General features: G+C 67.7%; 18 protein-coding genes. 15 read left to right on the top strand and 3 right to left on the bottom strand.

Going from position 1 to position 19844, the window contains the following annotated elements; all coding sequences use genetic code 11:
- The first annotated feature begins 314 nt into the window (after positions 1 to 314).
- The 8 genes from LRQ07_RS09035 to LRQ07_RS09000 all read left to right on the top strand — a co-directional run bounded on the left by LRQ07_RS09035 (position 315) and on the right by LRQ07_RS09000 (position 8939).
- Entirely contained in the window at positions 315 to 1076 is a 762-nt protein-coding gene (locus LRQ07_RS09035; protein WP_047519481.1) for a YebC/PmpR family DNA-binding transcriptional regulator, read from the top strand.
- A gap of 45 nt (positions 1077 to 1121) precedes the next feature.
- Positions 1122 to 1685 (top strand): crossover junction endodeoxyribonuclease RuvC, encoded by a 564-nt coding sequence (gene ruvC / locus LRQ07_RS09030; protein ID WP_232761813.1) that lies wholly within the window; start codon positions 1122 to 1124, stop codon positions 1683 to 1685.
- 27 nt (positions 1686 to 1712) lie between these two features.
- Entirely contained in the window at positions 1713 to 2333 is a 621-nt protein-coding gene (gene ruvA / locus LRQ07_RS09025) for a Holliday junction branch migration protein RuvA (RefSeq protein WP_248540457.1), read from the top strand.
- The gene (gene ruvB / locus LRQ07_RS09020; protein ID WP_047519487.1) at positions 2326 to 3351 is read left to right on the top strand and encodes a Holliday junction branch migration DNA helicase RuvB; all 1026 of its coding nucleotides are present in this window, start codon (positions 2326 to 2328) and stop codon (positions 3349 to 3351) included. Before ruvA ends, ruvB begins: the two co-directional genes overlap by 8 nt.
- Positions 3352 to 3423: 72 nt before the next feature.
- Positions 3424 to 3825, top strand: coding sequence for a preprotein translocase subunit YajC (locus LRQ07_RS09015; protein ID WP_372491375.1), 402 nt, complete (start codon positions 3424 to 3426; stop codon positions 3823 to 3825).
- 55 nt (positions 3826 to 3880) lie between these two features.
- Positions 3881 to 5629 (top strand): protein translocase subunit SecD, encoded by a 1749-nt coding sequence (secD, locus tag LRQ07_RS09010; protein ID WP_248540456.1) that lies wholly within the window; start codon positions 3881 to 3883, stop codon positions 5627 to 5629.
- Positions 5629 to 6618 (top strand): protein translocase subunit SecF, encoded by a 990-nt coding sequence (secF, locus tag LRQ07_RS09005; protein WP_047519491.1) that lies wholly within the window; start codon positions 5629 to 5631, stop codon positions 6616 to 6618. The genes secD and secF overlap by 1 nt, the downstream gene beginning before the upstream one ends.
- A gap of 68 nt (positions 6619 to 6686) precedes the next feature.
- Positions 6687 to 8939, top strand: coding sequence for a RelA/SpoT family protein (locus tag LRQ07_RS09000; protein WP_047519493.1), 2253 nt, complete (start codon positions 6687 to 6689; stop codon positions 8937 to 8939).
- On the opposite strand, the gene LRQ07_RS08995 is transcribed toward LRQ07_RS09000, so the two are convergent.
- Together LRQ07_RS08995 and LRQ07_RS08990 are read right to left on the bottom strand one after the other, a co-directional pair.
- Positions 8926 to 9477: a type IV toxin-antitoxin system AbiEi family antitoxin gene (locus LRQ07_RS08995; RefSeq protein ID WP_256534393.1), complete on the bottom strand. Its 552-nt coding sequence runs from the start codon at positions 9475 to 9477 to the stop codon at positions 8926 to 8928. The two genes, LRQ07_RS09000 and LRQ07_RS08995, sit on opposite strands and share 14 nt — an antisense overlap.
- Before the next feature lie 64 nt (positions 9478 to 9541).
- Positions 9542 to 10894, bottom strand: coding sequence for a DUF349 domain-containing protein (locus tag LRQ07_RS08990; RefSeq protein WP_256534392.1), 1353 nt, complete (start codon positions 10892 to 10894; stop codon positions 9542 to 9544).
- A 216-nt stretch (positions 10895 to 11110) separates the two neighbouring features.
- On the opposite strand from LRQ07_RS08990, the gene LRQ07_RS08985 reads away from it, so the two are divergent.
- Positions 11111 to 12985 (top strand): NAD(P)/FAD-dependent oxidoreductase, encoded by a 1875-nt coding sequence (locus LRQ07_RS08985; RefSeq protein WP_256534391.1) that lies wholly within the window; start codon positions 11111 to 11113, stop codon positions 12983 to 12985.
- A gap of 47 nt (positions 12986 to 13032) precedes the next feature.
- Positions 13033 to 13740 (top strand): winged helix-turn-helix domain-containing protein, encoded by a 708-nt coding sequence (locus LRQ07_RS08980; protein ID WP_256534390.1) that lies wholly within the window; start codon positions 13033 to 13035, stop codon positions 13738 to 13740.
- A 17-nt stretch (positions 13741 to 13757) separates the two neighbouring features.
- Here the strand turns inward: LRQ07_RS08980 and LRQ07_RS08975 are convergent, their stop codons facing one another.
- Positions 13758 to 14060, bottom strand: a complete 303-nt coding sequence (locus tag LRQ07_RS08975; protein WP_227991631.1) for a hypothetical protein — start codon at positions 14058 to 14060, stop codon at positions 13758 to 13760.
- Positions 14061 to 14163: 103 nt separating this feature from the next.
- Between LRQ07_RS08975 and LRQ07_RS08970 the strand changes: the two genes are divergently transcribed.
- The 5 genes from LRQ07_RS08970 (at position 14164) to ruvX (ending at position 19844) form a co-directional block, all read left to right on the top strand.
- Positions 14164 to 15546 carry a replication-associated recombination protein A gene (locus tag LRQ07_RS08970; RefSeq protein ID WP_081996884.1) on the top strand — a complete coding sequence of 461 codons (1383 nt, stop codon included), beginning with the start codon at positions 14164 to 14166 and terminating at the stop codon, positions 15544 to 15546.
- Positions 15547 to 15728: 182 nt separating this feature from the next.
- On the top strand, positions 15729 to 16358 hold the full coding sequence (gene rpsD, locus LRQ07_RS08965; RefSeq protein WP_047519497.1) for a 30S ribosomal protein S4: 630 nt from the start codon (positions 15729 to 15731) through the stop codon (positions 16356 to 16358).
- Between the two features lie 111 nt (positions 16359 to 16469).
- The gene (locus LRQ07_RS08960) at positions 16470 to 16658 is read left to right on the top strand and encodes a hypothetical protein (RefSeq protein WP_017202147.1); all 189 of its coding nucleotides are present in this window, start codon (positions 16470 to 16472) and stop codon (positions 16656 to 16658) included.
- 55 nt (positions 16659 to 16713) lie between these two features.
- A complete protein-coding gene (gene alaS / locus LRQ07_RS08955; RefSeq protein ID WP_256534389.1) occupies positions 16714 to 19374 on the top strand; it encodes an alanine--tRNA ligase in 2661 nt (886 codons plus the stop codon).
- Positions 19371 to 19844: a Holliday junction resolvase RuvX gene (gene ruvX, locus LRQ07_RS08950; RefSeq protein WP_232761823.1), complete on the top strand. Its 474-nt coding sequence runs from the start codon at positions 19371 to 19373 to the stop codon at positions 19842 to 19844. Before alaS ends, ruvX begins: the two co-directional genes overlap by 4 nt.

Genomic DNA, 19844 nt, shown 5'->3' with positions numbered 1-19844 from the left:
GCGAAGCCCTCGGCCACACCGGCCGTTCGGCCACCGAGTCGAGGAAGCGGAGCGCGGTACGGTGCGCGGTCTCGAGTGCGCGGGTCCGGTCGTCGGGAGCCGTCTCTTTCATGCCTCAGGCCTACACCCGGCGGCCCGATCGCACCAGAGGTCACGCGCGGCCGGCACGGTCGCCGTGGCTGCCCGCGCGAGACCCGCGCGACTGACGGCCGTGCGGTCGGCCGCAGTGGACGCCACTCGGGCAATCGTGGCTTTTCGATAGAATGGTCGATGCCCTGGGCACGCTCCGGGGCGGATACGACGAGCGGAGACTTATGTCCGGGCATTCCAAGTGGGCGACCACGAAGCACAAGAAAGCCATCATCGACTCCAGGCGCGCGAAGTCCTGGGCCAAGCTCATCAAGAACATCGAGGTCGCGGCGAAGCTCGGCGGTCCCGATCTTGCGGGCAACCCGACGCTCTTCGACGCGGTGCAGAAGGCCAAGAAGACCTCGGTCCCCAAGGACAACATCGACCGTGCGGTGAAGCGCGGTGCGGGCATCGGCGGCGAGGCCGTCGAATACCTCTCGATCATGTACGAAGGCTATGGACCCAACGGCGTCGCCCTCATGATCGAGTGTCTGACCGACAACAAGAACCGTGCGGCCGCAGAGGTGCGTACGGCTCTCAGCCGCAACGGCGGCACTCTGGCCGATCCGGGTAGCGTCGCCTACAACTTCAGCCGCAAGGGCGTCATCGTCGTCGGCTCCGAGGGCACCACCGAGGATGACGTCATGATGGCCGCGCTCGAGGCGGGCGCCGAGGAGATCGAGCCGCACGCGGAGGGCTTCGAGATCATCACCGAGGCGACCGACCTGGTGGCCGTGCGCACCGCGCTCCAGGAAGCGGGGATCGACTACGAATCCGCTGACGTCGAGTTCGTTCCGAACCTCAAGGTCGAGATCGACGCCGATACCGCACGCAAGGTCTTCCGTCTCATCGATGCGCTCGAAGACAGTGAAGACGTGCAGAACGTCTTCACGAACTTCGACCTGAGCACCGAGGTCCAGGCCGAGCTGGAGAACGACGAGGCCTAGGCGCGCCGGACCCCCGGTGTCCGCTCCGCCGCCTAGCCTGGGGGAGTGGCTTCCTCTCTGCGCGTGCTCGGCATCGACCCGGGCCTGACCCGGTGCGGTGTCGGTGTCGTGGACGTCGACCGTTCCCGTCGGGGATCCCTCGTTCACGTGGGGGTCATCCGATCGTCGCCGGATGCGGAGATCGGTGATCGCCTCGCGATCGTCGCCGCAGGGATCCGCGCCGTGATCGCTGAGCACCGGCCCGATGCCGTCGCCGTCGAGCGGGTGTTCGCTCAGCAGAACACGCACACGGTGATGGGCACGGCGCAGGCCAGCGGGATCGCGCTGCTGATCGCGTCCGAGTCCGGGTTGCCGGCCGCCACGCATACCCCGAGCGAAGTGAAAGCGGCCGTCACCGGGTACGGCGCCGCCGACAAGCGGCAGGTGCAGACCATGATCGCGCGGATCCTGCGTCTGGATGCGCTGCCCCAGCCCGCCGACGCGGCGGATGCGCTGGCGATCGCGCTCTGTCATGCCTGGCGTCGCGGAGGACCGACCACATCCGGTCAGAGCGCGTTGACGCCCGCGCAACGCGCCTGGGCCGCGGCGGAGCGTGTCGCTCGAACATAGCTACGAGCGACACCGTAGGCTGAGACGATGATCTCCTCTCTGCACGGCGTCGTTCTGCACGCGACGTCCGATCAGGTCGTCATCGATGTGGGCGGGGTCGGGTTCGCCGTCGCCGTCCCGGCCGATGTCGCGCACACCGCCACGGTGGGGGAGAAGCTCCTCCTGCACACGAGTCTCATCGTGCGAGAGGACTCCCTGTCGCTGTTCGGCTTCGCGGACCGCGGCGAACTCGAGATCTTCGGACTCCTGATCGGGGTGACCGGAGTCGGGCCGAAGTCGGCGCTCGGCGTGCTGTCGCACCTCACCACCGATCAGATCGCGGAGGCCGTCACCGCCGAGGACGATGCACCGTTCCGGCGTGTCTCCGGGATCGGCCCGAAGACGGCCAAGCTCATCGTGCTTCAGCTCGCGGGCAAGGTGCAGGCGTTCGCCGCCCCGTCCAGGTCCGTCGCCGCGGGGAACACCGATGTCGTCACCCAGGTCTCCGCCGCCCTGGTCGGCTTGGGGTGGTCGGAGAAGATCGCCGCCGAAGCGGCAGCCCAGACGGCAGAGGAGGCCACGGAGGCGGAGCGGGCATCTGTCGCGGCGCTGCTCCGACGCACCCTCGCCCTGTTGGGCCCGGCGAAGGGAGCCCAGCCGCATGTCTGACCCTCTCGACGCATCGGAACCCTCGGACGAGACCGAACTCGCGATCGAGGGCGCACTGCGCCCCACGAGCCTCGGAGACTTCGTCGGGCAGCAGAAAGTCCGAGGACAGCTGCAGCTGCTCCTCGAAGCGGCGCGACTCCAGAGCCGGCCGGCCGATCACATCCTTCTGGCGGGCCCGCCGGGGCTCGGGAAGACGACCCTCGCGATGATCGTCGCGCACGAGAGCGAGCGGCCGCTGCGTCTCTCGAGCGGCCCCGCGATCCAGCACGCGGGCGACCTGGCGGCGCTACTGTCGAGCCTGGTCCCGGGGGAGGTGCTCTTCATCGACGAGATCCATCGCATGGCTCGCTCGGCGGAGGAGATGCTCTACCTTGCGATGGAGGACTACCGGATCGACATCATGGTCGGGAAGGGTGCGGGCGCGACCAGCATCCCGCTCGAGCTCTCGCCGTTCACTCTCGTGGGGGCGACGACCCGCTCCGGCCTGCTGCCCAATCCCCTGCGGGACCGCTTCGGGTTCACGGGGCACCTGGAGTTCTACGAGGAGTCCGAGTTGGAACAGGTCATCGCGCGTTCCGCCGCGGTGCTGGGTGTCGACCTGCCGACCGACTCGCTGTCCGAGATCGCGCGTCGTTCTCGGGGCACACCGCGTATCGCGAACCGTCTGCTCCGCCGAGTCCGGGACTATGCGCTCGTGCACGGCCACGGCGCGGCCACGATCGGCGACGTGCGGGCGGCGCTGGAGCTCTATGACGTGGACGCGATCGGCCTCGATCGGCTCGACCGGGCGGTCCTCGATGCCCTCGTGCGGCGCTTCCGTGGAGGTCCGGTCGGCCTGAGCACGCTCGCCGTGGCCGTCGGAGAAGAGGGCGAGACCGTGGAGAGCGTGGTCGAGCCGTATCTCGTGCGCATCGGCTTCCTGGGCCGGACTCCGCGCGGCCGTGTGGCGATGCCCGACGCCTACACCCACCTGGGCGTTCCGCATCCGGACGGGATGCTTAAGTTGGATGACCTATAATCACTGAAGACTTCCCGGATACCTTCGCGCGCCCAAAGGCTGGAGCGTGCACCTGAGAAAGGCGCTTCCCCCATGCCCATGGAATTCCTGCTCTTCGGCCTTCTTGCCGTCCTCCTCGTCTTCATGATCTTCAACACGCGCAAGCGCACGAAGCAGATGAAGGCCGAGCAGGAGGAGAAGGCGACCAAGACCGTTCCCGGCGCCAAGGTGCTCCTGCAGGGCGGCATCTACGGCACGATCGTCTCCTACGACCCCGAGGACCTCGACACCCCGGCGCTCGTCGAGATCGCGCCCGGCACGATCATCGACGTCCACAGCCAGGCGATCCTGCGCGTCGTCGAACCGAAGGACGCCGTCGTCGAGACGCCCGTCGACGCGGTCGAGGAGCAGGACGCGGACGAGCCGGCCGCGCCTCCGGTCGAGACCCCCGAGGAGACCCGCGCCCGCCTCGAGCGGGACGCCGACGACAAGTAAGTCCGCGGCCGACACGGCCCGCCGGATCTCCGTCCTTTCAGAAAGCTGAACACACGTGGCTTCATCCTCTCCCGTCCGTCACGCCTGGCGGGTCCTCCTCGGCCTGCTCCTCGTGACCGGTGTGCTCTTCGGCATCAACTCGCTCGGTGTGTACGTCTTCAAGGACGCTGACGGCGCGCCGGTGAGTTCGTGGACACCCGAGCTCGCGCTGGACCTCCAGGGCGGCACACAGATCGTCCTGAGCGCCGAGACGGAAGATGGAGCTGCTCCCACGCAGGAACAGCTCGACCAGGCCGCGGCGATCATCCGGCAACGCGTCGATGCGTCGGGGGTGGCTGAGGCCGACATCACGACCGAGGGCGGGCAGAACATCGTCGTCCAGATCCCGGGCGAGGCCGACGCGCAGACCCGTGAGCGGATCCAGGCGAGTGCACAGCTCGAGCTTCGGCCCGTGCTCTACACGAACGCGGCGGGCACCGAGTTCGTCGGGGAGGACGGGAACTCCACGCCGTTCCCGACGCCGGATCCCACCCTGAACGCGACGCCGACCGCGACGCCGACCGATGCGAGCGATCTCTCCTGGGTGACCGAGAAGCTCGCGGCGGAGTTCCAGGCATACGACTGCGCGAACCCCGACAACGACCCGGCCCGGGCGCCGAAGGATGAGCCGGTCATCGCCTGCTCGCCGGATGACACGCAGAAGTTCCTGCTCGGGCCGACCGAGCTCGACGGCACCGCCATCACCGACGCTTCCGCCGGTCGCGACCAGCAGTCCGGCGCCTGGATCGTCCAGCTCACCATGAATGGCGAGGGCGGAGACGCCTTCGGCAAGGTCAGCACGCGCCTGAACCAGAACCGCATCGATGGGCTCTCGCCGCGCGATCAGTTCGCCTTCGTGCTCGATGGAGACGTGATCAGCGCGCCGCGCATGAACGGCGTCATCCTCGACGGACGCCCCAGCATCTCGGGCAGCTTCACGCAGGAGACCGCGACCACGCTCGCGGATCAGCTCAAGTTCGGTGCGCTGCCGCTCAGCTTCACCGTGCAGAGCTCCGACACGATCTCCGCGACGCTCGGTACCCAGCAGCTGCAGATCGGTCTGATCGCCGGTCTCATCGGTCTCGCCCTCGTCGCGATCTACTCACTCATCGTCTATCGCGCGCTCGGATCGGTGATCATCGCCTCCATCGCGGTGATGGCGATCTTGACCTACATCATCATCTGCATCCTGGCCTGGCGCATCGGCTTCCGCCTGTCGCTCGCCGGTGTCGCGGGTCTCATCGTCTCGATCGGCTTCACGGCCGACTCGTTCATCGTCTACTTCGAACGAATACGAGATGAACTCCGCGACGGCAAGTCCATCACGGCTGCCGTGGAAGACGGCTGGGGTCGCGCGAAGCGGACGATCTACATCTCGAAGTCGATCAACGTCCTCGCCGCTGTCGTGCTGTACATCCTCGCCGACGCCACAGTGAAGGGCTTCGCGTTCACGCTCGGACTCACGACGCTGATCGACGTGTTCATCTTCGTGATCTTCACACACCCGGTGATGCAACTGCTCGCCCGCACGCGCTTCTTCGGCGGGGGACACAAGCTGTCGGGGCTCGACCCCGAAGCGCTCGGCGCCGTCTATCGGAGTCGCTCCCAGTACCGGGAGGTCTCGACGGCCTCGGCCGGGCGCGGCGCGAAGAACTCGCGGTCCCGCGGCGAAGCAGAACGTCGACAGACCATTGCCGAACGCAAACGCGCGGAAGCGCTCGCGGGCGACAGACAGACCAACGCCGGAAGTGAGGGAGACGCCTGATGCCTTCCATGAATGAGTTCGGCAACAATCTGTACTCGGGGAAGACCTCCTTCCCGTTCGTCGGCAAGCGTCGGCTCTGGTTCATCATCGCGATCGCCCTCGTGGTCGGTTCCGCGCTCGTTCCGCTGTTCCGTCCCATCCAGTTCTCGATCGAGTTCACCGGCGGGTCGCAGTTCACGGTGCAGGCGCCCGAGACGCTCGACCAGGGCGCCGCGACCGAGGCCGTGCAGTCGGTCGTACCCGGTGCTTCGACCAAGGTCGTCGTCGTGAACAACGCCGACATCCGCGTGCAGACCGACCAGATGAGCGCCGCCGAGACGCAGCAGGTCGCCGACGCACTTGCAGACGCCTACGGCGTCGAGGCCGCCAACGTCACCTCGTCGTTCATCGGTCCGGCGTGGGGCGAGAACGTCACCAAGCAGTCACTGTGGGGTCTCGCGATCTTCCTCGCACTGACCTTCCTGATCCTGGCGATCTACTTCCGCACCTGGAAGATGTCGGCCGCGGCGATCATCGGCCTGCTCGACGTGCTCGTGATCACGGTCGGCGTCTACGCCTTGGCCGGATTCGAGATCTCGCCGGCGGCGGTGATCGGCTTCCTGACGATCCTTGCCTACTCCCTGTATGACACCACCGTCGTCTTCGACAAGATTCGAGAGAATACGACGGAGGACGGGGAGAAGTCTGCCCGGTTGTTCGGTGAATCGGTGAACCTCGCGGTGAACCAGACGCTCGTGCGCTCGATCAACACGTCTGTCGTCGCCGCACTTCCGGTCGGCGCGGTGCTCTTCATCGGTGCCTTCTGGCTCGGTGCGGAATCGCTCACCGACATCTCCCTGTCGATCTTCGTCGGCATCCTGGTGGCCACCTACTCGACGCTGTTCGTGGCCGCGCCGCTCTACTCGCTGTTCCGCGAGAACGAGCCGCAGCTCAAGGAGCGGGACGCACGCATCCGCGACGCCCGCAGCAGGGCGTCCGTCGAAGCCTGATCGGCTGCCCGCAGCGGGAGCTCGGCCCGCACAGCACGCGTAGGATGAACTGATCGGGAGGTGGGTTGATGGCGGAACCGCAGACGTCGACGCAGGGTTCTAGTCTGCGACGACTGGTTCCCCGGATCTTCTCCCGCGCGTCGAGGATCAACGACCTCGACAATCTGATCCGTACGGTGCGTGTGAACCACCCCAAGGGTGACTTCTCGGTCATCGAGCGGGCCTATGCCGTCGCCAAGGAGAAGCACGAGGGGCAGAAGCGTCAGAGCGGTGAACCGTACATCACCCACCCTCTCGCGGTCGCTCAGATCCTCGCGGAGCTCGGTCTCGGTCCCCGAGCGATCGCGGCCGCCCTTCTGCACGACACGGTCGAGGACACGGGCTATGCGCTCACTGATCTGACTGCCGAGTTCGGCGACGAGGTCGCGATGCTCGTCGACGGCGTCACCAAGCTCGACAAGGTCAAGTACGGTGAGAGCGCCCAGGCGGAGACCGTCCGCAAGATGATCGTGGCGATGTCGAAAGACATCCGCGTCCTGCTGATCAAGCTCGCCGACCGCCTGCACAACGCGCGCACCTGGGGCTTCGTCCCGCCGGAGAAGGCGGCGAAGAAGGCCAAGGAGACCCTCGAGATCTACGCGCCGCTGGCGAATCGACTCGGTATCCAGGCGATCAAGTCGGAACTGGAGGATCTCTCGTTCGCGGTCCTGCACCCGAAGATCTACAACGAGATCCACAGTCTCATCGCCCAGCGCACGCCTCAGCGGGAGAAGTACCTGAACCAGGTCGTCGAGGAGATCGACGAAGACCTGCGCGACCTCCGGATCCGCGGCAAGGTCGTCGGCCGTCCGAAGCAGCTCTACTCGGTGTACCAGAAGATGGTCATCCGCGGTCGGGAGTTCGACGACATCTACGATCTGATCGGCATCCGCGTGCTCGTCGCCTCCGTGCGTGACTGCTATGCGGTCCTCGGCGCGATCCACGCACGGTGGACACCGCTGCCCGGACGGTTCAAGGACTACATCGCCACGCCGAAGTTCAACCTCTACCAGTCGCTCCACACGACGGTGATCGGTCCGTCGGGCCGAACCGTGGAGATCCAGATCCGCACCCACGAGATGCACCAGCAGGCCGAGTACGGAGTGGCCGCGCACTGGATGTACAAGGAGCGGATGAACGGCGGCGGCAAGACCGAGGTGCGCGCCTCCGACACCGACATGGCGTGGCTCGCCCACATCTCGGACTGGCAGGCGGAGACCGCCGACCCGGGCGAGTTCCTCGAGTCCCTGCGTTTCGAGATCGGCGCGAAGGAGGTGTACGTCTTCACACCGAAGGGGCGCGTGATCGGTCTCCCGTCGGGTGCCACTCCGGTCGACTTCGCGTACGCCGTCCACACCGAGATCGGCCACCGCACCATGGGGGCCAAGGTCAACGGCCGACTCGTGCCGCTGGAGTCGGAGCTCAAGAGCGGTGACGTCGTCGAGGTCTTCACGTCGAAGAACCCCGACGCCGGTCCCAGCCAGGATTGGCTCGGCTTCGTCGCGAGCACGCGCGCCCGCAACAAGATCCGTGGCTGGTTCACGAAAGAGCGCCGCGAGGAAGCGATCGAGCAGGGCAAGGAGGCCATCGCACGGGCGATGCGTCGACAGAACCTGCCGCTGCAGCGTCTGATGAGCCACGACTCTTTCGCCGAGGTGGCTCGGGGGATGCACTACGAAGACGTCTCCGCGCTCTACGCCGCCGTCGGTGAGGGTCATGTCTCGACGCAGTCGGTCCTGGAGAAGGTCACCGCCCTGGTGGCGGCGAACGACCCGACGACCGGTGCCATCGACCTGCCGGGCAGCGTACCGAGCCGGGAGCCGCGTTCCGGTGACTCGGGCGTGCTCGTCCGGGGGGCCAACGACATCCTCGTGAAGCTCGCGAAGTGCTGCACCCCGGTGCCCGGCGACCAGATCGTCGGCTTCGTCACTCGCGGCAGCGGAGTATCGGTCCACCGGGCGGACTGCGTGAACGTGAAGGCGTTGGAATCCGAGCAGGATCGTTTCGTCGAGGTGTCCTGGGCTCCGACCACGAAGAGCGTGTTCCGCGTTCAGATCCAGGTCGAGGCTCTCGACCGGTCGGGGCTCCTCTCCGACGTGACGCGTGTCCTCAGCGAACACCACGTCAACATCCTCTCTGCCACGGTGACGACGACGGACGAGCGGTTGGCACTCAGCCGATTCGTGTTCGAGATGGGCGACGCGGTGCACCTGGACCGCGTGCTCAACGCCGTCCGACGTATCGACGCCGTCTACGACGTCTATCGCGTCACCTCCTCCTGAGCGCGAGTCGCTCCAGCGCGGCCAGCCCGACACGGCTCCCCGGTACTCTCCGCAGGTCGCGCAGAACGCCAACAGCCAGCTCCGCGGTGCCGGGGACTGCGACGGCGAGTCGGTCCATCCAGACCAGGACGCGGGGGTCGCGATGGAGCGTCGTGGCGAGGTCGAGCATCGTGCGCCCCGGTGTCGAGACCGGAACGCCGCCGATCAGCTCGACATCGGCGTCAGGCAGCACGGTGTCGTGGAAGACCAGGCGCGCACTCGTGATCGGTCGGATCCGACGTTCGATACAGCGCCTCACATGATGAACGACCGGGGGAACGTCTCCGGCGCCGTGGATCCATGCGGCCGTCTGCGTGCAGGCAGCCGTGCCCGGCTGGACGAGTGCGGCCACCGAGCTCGCGCGGACGTCGGGTCCTGCGACCAGGTCGGCCGGGATGTAGGCGTCACCCACCTCGACGACATGGCCGTCGATCCGTGCGGCGCTGAGCTCGCTCTCGCTCAGACGTTCGCCGGGTAGGTAGAGGAAAGCGGGGTGCATGACGTCAGTCTGACGTCTTGCACCCCGCCTGCGCCGTGGGCGCGGAGAACTGTGGAGAAACCGATCAGCCTCCGAGAGCGCTCAGCCAGGCGCGACGAGCCTCGAGGGCGTCCGTCGCTTCCTTCGCGGCCTTCTTGTCACCGGCCTTCTCGGCTGCGGCCACCTCGGCCTCGAGCTTCTCGATGGCCTCGAGCAGCTGCGAGCTCATGTCGTTCGCGCGCGCCTTGGTCTCGGGGTTGTTCTTCTTCCAGTCGACGTCCTCGCGGGCCTTGAGTGCTTGCTCGATGGTGCGGAGCTTGTCGTCGAGAGCACGCTCCTTCTCGCGGGGGAAGATGCGACCGATCTCGTCCCACTGCCGCTGGATACGCGTGAGAAGCGCGCGAGCGCGCTTGATGTTCGACTCGTCAGCGACAGCCTTGGCCTCTTCGAGGAGGGCTTCGCGCGCTTCGATCTTCGGCGCGGACTCGGCTTCCTCGGCGGCGGACTGTTCCGCGCGGGCGGCATACAGGGCGTCGCCTGCAGCCTTGAACCGGGCCCAGAGTGCGTCGTCCGCCTTGCGTCCTGCGCGTCCGGCGGCCTTCCACTCGTCGAGCAGAGTGCGGTACGCCGGAATGCCGTCCGTTCCGCGCGGGGCGAGAGCCTCGGCGCGCTCGACAAGACGTGTCTTCGCGTCGCGAGCGAGCTTGTGTGCATCGTCGAGCTCCGAGTAGAAGGCTCGGCGCTGCTTGTCGACCACGGCGCGTGCGTCTCGGAAACGCTTCCACAGCTGCTGCGAAACGCCCTTCGACAGACGAGGGCCGTTCTGCTGCTGGGCCTGCCAGGCGTCGAACAGTTCCCCGAGCTCGGCGGTCACCTGCTTCCACTGCACCTTGCTGAGATCGCGGGCGGCGATCGCCTCCGCCTTCTCCACCAGGGCGGTGCGCTCGGCGATCGCCTGGTCGACGAGCGCCTTGGCCTGCTGCGCCTCCTGCTCGGTGGCCTCGGACAGTGAAGAGGTGAGGGCGTTCAAGCGGTCTCGGAGTCCTTCGAGGTCGCCGACCGCGGCGGCATCCGTCGCTTCATCGATCAGGTGACCCGCCTGCTTGACGAGGTCGGCGGCCGATGCGCCACCGGCCTGATGGCGCTGTTCGAGCGTGTGCACCTTGAACGCGATGTCGTCGAACTTGCGCACGAAGTAGGCGAGAGCCTCCTGCGGTGTGCCGTCGGGGTACTGTCCGACGACGCGCCAGGCGTCGCCTTCGCGGACCTCGACGGTTCCGTCGTCGGAGACGCGGCCCCATTCGGCGGATGTCGACGATGCGGCCGGCACCGAGGTGACGGGCGCGACGGCGGCCGGCGTCGGCGCCTTTCGCGGCATCGGCACGGCGGGCGGTCCGGGGACGGGGGGAGTCGGCTTCGAAGGCTCGGTGGCAGACACGTGATTCTCCTTGCGCGGTAGGGCCGCGGGAGGCGGAAAGGACGAGGCTCAGCCTAGTACGCCCGAGCACCGGGGGTGAGGCCGTGGTCCCCGATGCCGCGTCGTTACCGTTCTGTGAGCAGAAAGTTCGACGGAGGAAACATTCGACGTCACCTCCGGGAAACACGACGCTCCTATCGTCACCAGGACGACAGTCTTCCGGTCGACAGGAGCACGATGAACGGCACGGCACCCGCGGCGAGCGAGATCCTGGTCGTCGGAGCGGGTGTCGCAGCCCATCGGTTCGTCGAACAGCTGCTCCGCGATCCCGATGCGCCGGTGCGGGTGACCGTTATCGGTGACGAAGGATCGGGCCCGTACGACCGCTCGGCGCTGGTACGCGTGTTCTCGGGTGTCGGTGCGGAGGAGATCCAACTCGAGCGAAGCGTGTTCCGCGACGACCGGGTTCGGCTGATCCGCGACGACCGGGTTCTCCGGATCGACCCTTCGGGACACACTGTGCGGACGCGAGCACGGCGCACCTACGCCTACGACACGCTCGTGTTGGCGACCGGTTCCTTCGGGGCGAAGGTCGCCGTGGACGGCGCGAACCTTCCCGGGTGCTTCGGGTTCCGCACCGTCGAAGACGTCGAGGCGATCCGAGCGTTCGTGGGGTCGAGGTCCCGGCAACTCGGGCGTCCTTTGCGCGGGACCGTGGTCGGTGCGGGGTTGCACGGTCTTCAGGCCGCCGAGGCGTTGAGCGAGCTGGGGGTCGACACGACGGTGATCGAGTTCTCGGACCGCGTGATGCCCCGTCAACTCGATCGGTCGGCCTCAGCCGTGGTGCAGGGCGTCTTCCGAAAACGAGGCATACCGGTGCGCACGGGCGTTCGCACGACGCGACTCGATCCGGACGAGTCGGGCTCGGTCGCCTCGCTGGAGTTTCAGGACGGCTCGTTCCAACGCGCCGACGTGGTGGTGTTCACCGTCGGGGTGCGTGCCCGCGACGAGCTCGCCCGCAACGCCGGTCTCGGTGTGCATCCTGAAGGGGGCGTGCTCGTCGACGAAAGAGGTGAGACCTCGGTTCCGAGCATCCTCGCGATCGGAGAGGTGGCGCGGCTCGAAGGACGAGGCCCCGGGTACGTCGGCGCGGTGCGGGTCACGGCTGACGTCGCCGCAGCGCACGTTCGAGGCAGGGACGCACGTCTCCCTCGCGACCTCGAAGGCGGGAACGTCGCGGTCGCCGGGGTCGACATCGCGACGTTCGGCGATCCGCTCGCCTCGCCGGCGTCCGCGGTCGAAATCGTCACGCACGATGATCCCCAGGCGGGGATCTATCGCAAGCTCGTGGTCTCCGACGACGGACGCACAGTGGTCGGAGGGGTCTTGGTCGGCGACACGAGTGGGTATGCGGCGCTCCGGGCCCTGGCCGGAGAAGCGTGGCGGCCCGCTCACGCCGCACGCCTGCTGTCGGCGGTCGGTGGCGCGGATGCGGTGGAGATCTGCGATCACGCCACCCTGAGCGCGCAGGACCTCCTCGCTACGGTGAGTGGAGCCGTCGAGGTGACGTTCACGTCGATCCGCGACCGTTTCGGCTTCGCACGTGGCTGTCGGCGATGCACACTGGCGATCGCTCGAGTTCTCCTGCAGATCGCCGTCCAGAGGGATCTCCGGCATGCGACGGCGGCGCCCGAGGCGCAGAGGGAGGGCCACAGCCGGGTCCTGGCGGACGGAACGCACGTCGTCTCTCCGGTGATGCGCGACGATACGCTCACCCCGAAGGAGCTGCTGGCCATCGGGGAGCTCGCCGAGCGGTACGGATTGCGAGCACGGATCGCGGACGCGAGGATCGAGTTGCGAGGGGTGCGGACCGAGCACCTGCGGTCCGTGCGTGCCGGTCTGGCTGCGGCGGGACTCGCGTCGGCGTCCGGCGCCGGCGAACAAGCGGTGCTCCTCGTCGCCGAGGATCTGCCGCGGCTGGACGATCCGCGAGTGGCATCGGACGTGCAGGAGAAGGGCCTGCCGCATCAGGGGAAGCCGGGGAAAGCTCGCGCGGGCGAGGGGAGCGCCCGCCGAGTGCCGCTTCGTCGAGTGGGGAGTCCTGCCTCATGACCCCGGTGACCGGTCGACGCCCGCCACTCGCGGGATGCAGGATCATCGTGTCGGATGATGCGAGAGCTGCGGAGCCCCCGCGCGACGGCGTCGCCGACGGACGATCGGAAGGTCTCATCGGGGTGTTGACGGACGCGGGGGCGGCGGTGTTCCGCGTCACGGTGCCACGAGGGGGTGCACGGACGTCCGCCGCCCTGCGGAGCGTCGTCCAACGTGCAGCGAGAGGCGGGATCGACGCCGTGCTGTTCCTGGCCCCCACGGCGCCCTGGCTCGAGACGGCCGAGAGCACAGGAGCGCTCGAGGCCATCCGCCGAAGGTCGGATTCGGGGAGGTTGCTCCTGGGCGCACTCCACCGGGAGGATGCGGACCGTCTGCGCCTCGCCCGCCTCTCCGTGATGCGCACGGAGGGATCCAGCGTCACAGCACTCGCCCGGGGGGTGGTCGCGCACTACGACAGCGGTATGGCAGCGCTGGTCACCGACGCGGGCCGCCTCGAGGTCCGCAGCGGTGGTGTCGTCGTCGACGAGCGGTTCATCCCCCTGTCTCGCGGGGCCACGGGCGTCATGGAAGCGCTGTTCCTCGCAGGTGGTCGGGTCCTCTCGCGCGCCGAGCTCGGCCGAGGACTCCCGGGTGGGGAACGCAGCGGTCGGGCGGTGGAGGTCGCCGTGGCGCGCCTTCGCGAGTCGCTCGACGGTATCGATCTGGTGCAGACCGTCGTGAAGCGCGGCTATCGCTTGGCCGTCACCGAGCAGTGATCAGGTCGCGGAACCTACTATCCAGCCGGGGTGTCGGAGGGGAGCGGCGTGGGAGTCTCCGACGGGGCGTCCGTGGGAGGGGTCGTCGGTTCCACGGTGGGAGCGGGCGTGGGTTCCGGCTCGGGTGCGGTGACCTGTGCATGCACGACCTGGCTGCCGATCGCGGCGACGACGATGAGACTCGCGGCGACCGCGGCGATCGTGTTGTCCCGGACGCGACGACGGATCTGGCCCTCGTGCCACTGCGTGCGCGCGGCGTGCAGCCGTGCGCGCTCGGCTGACGTGCGCGACTGTGCCTTCTTGGAACCGCGTGCGGCCATGCCTCGATCTCCCATCCCGACGTCATGACACGACGTCGCCTGAGAGCCTACCGGGATGCGCGCGGTCGCCCGAAGTGTCCGAGCCCGCCGGTAGCCTGGATGGATGACGTCCCCCGCCGCGCTGCTCTCCGGGCAGACGCCCCTCGCCGTGCGCATGCGCCCGGTCTCCCTCGATGAGGTCGCGGGACAGCGTCATCTTCTGCGAGCCGGTTCCCCCATCGTGGCCCTCGCCGACCCGCAAGCGACCTCCCCGGGTGCCGTGTCGATGATCCTGTGGGGCCCACCGGGCACGGGCAAGACCACGCTCGCTCAGGCGATCGCGCGGTCCTCAGGGCGCCGCTTCGTCGAGCTCTCGGCGATCACCGCCGGTGTGAAGGACGTCCGGGAGGTGATGCAGGAGGCGATCACGCAGCGCGATCTCTACGGGCAGACGACGATCCTCTTCCTCGACGAGATCCACCGCTTCACCAAGGCGCAGCAGGACGCGCTGCTTCCCGGTGTCGAGAACGGTTGGGTCATCCTGATCGCGGCGACGACCGAGAACCCCTCCTTCTCGGTGATCTCGCCGTTGCTGTCGCGCTCCTTGCTGCTCACGCTCCAGCCCCTCACCGATGAGGACATCGGGGTGCTCGTCGATCGTGCGGTGACGGACGCGCGGGGGCTGAACGGCGCCGTGGTCCTGAGCCCCGAGGCGCGTGCATCCTTGATCCGGCTCGCGTCGGGGGATGCCCGGCGTGCCCTCACCGGTCTCGAAGCAGGCGCGGCGGTCGCCGTCTCGCACGCGGCCGACACCGGCGAAGAGGACGAGTCGGACGACGGGGCCGCAGCGGCGCATGCGTCGTCGGGTGCCGCGGAGATCACCGCCGACCACATCGCGCAAGCCGTCGACAAGGCTCTGCTGCGATACGACCGTCAGGGTGACGAGCACTACGACGTCATCAGCGCGTTCATCAAGTCGATCAGAGGATCCGACCCCGATGCCGCACTCCACTACCTCGCTCGCATGATCGAAGCAGGGGAGGACCCCCGCTTCATCGCTCGACGTCTTGTCATCTCGGCCTCGGAAGACGTGGGCCTCGCCGATCCTCAGGCTCTCGGCATCGCCGTCGCGGCGGCAGATGCGGTCGCCTTCATCGGCATGCCGGAGGGGCGCATCCCGCTCGCTGAGGCGACGGTGTATCTCGCGACCACGGCGAAGTCCAATGCGGCCTACGTGGGCATCGACGCGGCGATCGCCGACATCCGCTCCGGCGGGTTCGGACGGGTGCCGCTGCACCTGCGCGATGCCCACTACCCGGGAGCGAAGCGTCTCGGACACGGCAAGGGATACGTGTACTCCCACGACAGCGAGTACGGCGTGGTGCCGCAGCAGTACCTGCCCGACGAGCTCGACGGCAAGCACTACTACGAGCCGAAGAACCTCGGTGCCGAGCGTGACATCGCCGCGCGACTCGAGCGCATCCGCCGCATCCTCGGCGACCGCTGAGTCACCACGCGGTTGCGGAACCGCGATCTGTTAGACTTGAGCGGCTCGAAACCGAGTTTTCGGGCATCTCCTCGTTCACACCCCACCTTGGCTGGCGCCCCGGCGTGCGCTCCAAGGCAGAACGCGGACGATACGTCCGTGAGTCGTGAAAGACGCGACCACGTCATCGGAAGGAAAGCTTCGTGACCACGAAGTCCCAGGACCGTCGCAAGGTTCGTCTGAGCCGTGCCCTCGGTATCCCGCTCACCCCGAAGGCCGCCCGCTACCTCGAGAAGCGTCCCTACGCTCCCGGCGAGCACGGCCGCACCAAGCGCAAGGCAGACAGCGACTACGCCGTCCGTCTGCGTGAGAAGCAGCGTCTTCGCGAGCAGTACGGCATCCGCGAGAAGCAGATGCGCAACACGTTCAACGAGGCCCGTCGTCACGACGGCCTGACCGGTGAGAACCTGGTCGAGCTCCTCGAGATGCGTCTCGACGCTCTGGTTCTGCGCTCGGGCTTCGCCCGCACCACCGCGCAGGCTCGTCAGCTCGTCGTACACCGTCACATCCTCGTCGACGGCCAGCTCGTCGACCGCCCGTCCTTCCGCGTGAAGCCGGGTCAGCTCATCCACGTCAAGGCCAAGAGCGAGGGCACCGAGCCCTTCCAGGTGGCAGCAGCCGGCGGTCACGCCGAGGTCCTGCCCCCCGTTCCCGGCTACCTCGAGGTCGAGCTCGACAAGCTCCAGTCGCGTCTTGTCCGTCGCCCGAAGCGCGCCGAGGTCCCCGTGACCTGTGAAGTGCAGCTCGTCGTCGAGTACTACGCAGCTCGCTGATACAGCGAAAGAGCAATCAGGCAGGAGGCGTCGGGATTCCCGACGCCTCCTGTCGTTTCCGCATACGATGGTGAGACCGCGCCTTCGCGGGTCAAAGGCAAGGATGACGACATGAAGAACGTGCTGTGGTTCCTGATCGGCGTGATCGGCGGCTTCGTCGCGGCTCACTTCATGAACAAGGACCCGCGTGGTCACGACATCCTCGCCGAGGTCGACGCCCGGATCAACGGATTCACCGCGATCCTCGGCGACGCCTACCGCGAGCAGGAGGCACGGCTCACGGAGCCGGGCGACAACTGAACCACCGCAGCAGCGCCCCGGCGCGGCATCTTCACGCAAGGACACCCGGCACTCTATGAAAACTGCGGAGATCGCGCAGCGTTACCTCGACTACTTCGAGAAGAACGACCACCTCATCGTCCCCTCGGCCTCGCTCGTCAGCGACGACCCGTCGCTGCTGTTCACGGTCGCCGGCATGGTGCCGATGATCCCGTACCTCACGGGCGTCGTCCCTGCGCCGCATCCGCGGATCGCGGACGTGCAGAAGTGCATTCGCACCAACGACATCGAAGAGGTCGGTCGGACCGCCCGTCACGGCACCTTCTTCCAGATGCTGGGCAACTGGTCGTTCGGCGACTACTTCAAAGAAGGCGCGATCCGATACGCCTGGGAGCTTCTGACAGGTTCCGAGTCGGACGGGGGGCTCGGCTTCGACGAGAAGGACCTGTGGGTCACCGTCTACGAGACGGACGACGAGGCCGAGGCCATCTGGCGCGACATCATCGGTCTCAAGCCGGAGCGCATCCAGCGCCTCGGGCGCGCGGACAACTACTGGAACACAGGGCAGCCCGGACCGGGCGGTCCTGATTCCGAGATCTTCTTCGACCGCGGGCCGGCCTACGGGAAGGACGGCGGTCCCGCCGTCGACGACTCACGGTTCCTGGAGATCTGGAACCTCGTGTTCATGCAGGACTTCATCGAGAACATCCGCAGCAAGACGGAGTTCGACATCGTCGGCGAGCTGCCGATGAAGAACATCGACACCGGGATGGGACTCGAGCGTGTCGCGTTCCTCAAGCAGGGCGTCGACAACATGTACGAGTCGGATCAGGTGCGTCCGGTGCTGGATCGCGCCGTCGAGCTCTCCGGCCGCCCGTACGGCGTGCAGCATGAGGACGACGTGCGATTCCGCGTTGTCGCCGACCATGTGCGTTCCTCCCTCATGCTTCTGTCCGACGGGGTGCGTCCATCCAACGAGGGGCGTGGGTACATCCTCCGCCGTCTGATGCGCCGCACGGTCCGCTCGATGCGACTGCTCGGCGTCGATGAGCCGGTGTTCCCCGAGCTGTTCGCCGCATCGCGCGATGTGATGAAGACGACCTATCCGGAACTCGAGAGGGACTGGGCGGTACTGTCCGCGTCGGCGTTCGCCGAAGAGGAGACGTTCCGCCGGACCCTCGTGGCCGGCTCCACGATCCTCGATCTCGCCCTCGACGAGACCAGGAAGGGCGGGGGGAAGACGCTCAGCGGTCCCGAGGCGTTCCTGCTCCACGACACTTACGGCTTCCCGATCGACCTCACGCTCGAAGTCGCTGAGGAAGCGGGACTGGACGTCGATCGCGCCGCTTTCGACACGCTCATGCAGGAGCAGCGTCAGCGGGCCAAGGACGACGCCCGCAACCGCAAGCGTCAGCTCGCCGACGTATCGGTCTACCGGGAGCTGCGCTCCCTGGGCGAGACCGGTTTCGACGGATACACCGCGCTCGAGGTCGAGTCCCGTGTGCTCGGACTCCTCGTCGACGGAGTGCCTGTGCGCAGCGCATCCGAAGGGCAGATCGCCGAGGTCGTGCTCGCCGAGACGACGCTGTATGCCGAGTCCGGTGGTCAGGTGGCCGACAAGGGCACGATCGTCGGCCCGGGCTACGCGCTCGAAGTGCTCGACGTTCAGAAGCCGGTCCCCGGACTCATCAGCCACACCGTCGAAGTCACGCGCGGAAGCGTGGCCGTCGACGATGTCGCGACGTCGGTCGTGGACGCGGCGAACCGCCGTGCAGCCCGCCAGGCGCATTCGGCCACGCACCTCGTGCACGCCGCGCTCCGTGACACCCTCGGTCCCACGGCGACGCAGGCCGGTTCTTTGAATCGTGCCGGCTACATGCGCTTCGACTTCGCCTGGTCGCAGGCGCTCTCGGCGGATACGCGCAGCGAGATCGAGGAGATCACCAACCGCGCGGTGCAGGACGCCCTGGAAGTGACCACGCGCATCGTCTCGCTCGACGAGGCCAAGGAAGCCGGCGCCATGGCGCTGTTCGGCGAGAAGTACGGCGACGTCGTGCGCATGGTCGACATCGGTGGGCCGTGGTCGCGGGAACTCTGCGCCGGGACGCACGTGACCACCAGTGCCGAGATCGGGCTGGTCAGCCTGGTCGGGGAGTCCTCGGTGGGCGCCTCCAACCGTCGTATCGAAGCTCTCGTCGGCGCCGATGCTTTCCGTGAGCTCGCGGCTGAGCGGGCGATCGTCTCGCAGCTGACCAGTTCCCTCAAGACGCCGCGGGAGCAGCTGCCGGAGCGGATCGCCGACCTGACGGCCAGCCTGAAGGCTGCGGAGAAGCGCATCGCGCAGTTCGAGGCGAAGGAGAGAGCCGGACAGGTGCCGGCCATCGTCGACGCCGCGACGCGCGTCGGTGCGTTCCGACTGGCCGCGCAGAGTCTGGGCGAAGTCGCATCGGCGGATGACGTGCGAGACCTCGTCAACGGCGTGCGCGATCGGCTCGGCTCGGAGGCCGCTGTGGTGGCACTCGGGGCGGTCGTGGGCGGGCGGCCCGTCGTCGTCGTCGCGACCAATGACGCGGCACGCTTGGCGGGAGCGAAGGCCGGTGCGCTCGCGAAGCGCGCGGCAGGCGTGCTCGGCGGCGGTGGCGGCGGGCGCGATGATGTCGCGCAAGGTGGCGGCGCCGACACGGCGGCTCTGCCGGCGGCGCTCGAAGCCATCGCACAGGAGCTGCGCGGCGCGTGAGCACTTTCCGCCGCGGTGTGCGGCTCGGCATCGACGTGGGGCGCGCGCGGGTCGGTGTCGCGCGCTGCGACCCCGACGGGATGCTGGCCGTCCCCGTGGAGACGGTGCCTCGCGACGAGGCCTCGATCGCAAGGATCCTTCAGATCGCGAGCGAGTACGACCCGTTGGAGTTCGTGGTCGGTCTGCCGGTCAACATGCAGGGTGCGGATACCGCGTCGACCACGGACGCGCGGGAGTTCGCCGCCGAACTCTGCCGGCGCAGCGGCACTCCGGTGAGGCTCGTGGACGAGCGCTTGAGCACTGTGACGGCCCATGCTGCGTTGCGCAGTTCCGGGAGATCTCAGAAGAAGTCTCGTAGCATTGTGGATCAGGTCGCCGCCGTGGTGCTTCTGCAGCAGGCGATCGACATGGAGAAGAGCACCGGAAACCCGGCCGGTGCCATCATCTCGCCTGACGAGGAGCACGCCTGA

Origin of the sequence: Microbacterium sp. J1-1 (assembly GCF_024498615.1) — a bacterium.
GTDB classification, from domain to species: Bacteria; Actinomycetota; Actinomycetes; order Actinomycetales; family Microbacteriaceae; genus Microbacterium; species Microbacterium aurugineum.
The sequence above is the reverse complement of the archived record's forward strand: the minus strand, read 5'-3'. Positions and strand labels throughout refer to the sequence as shown.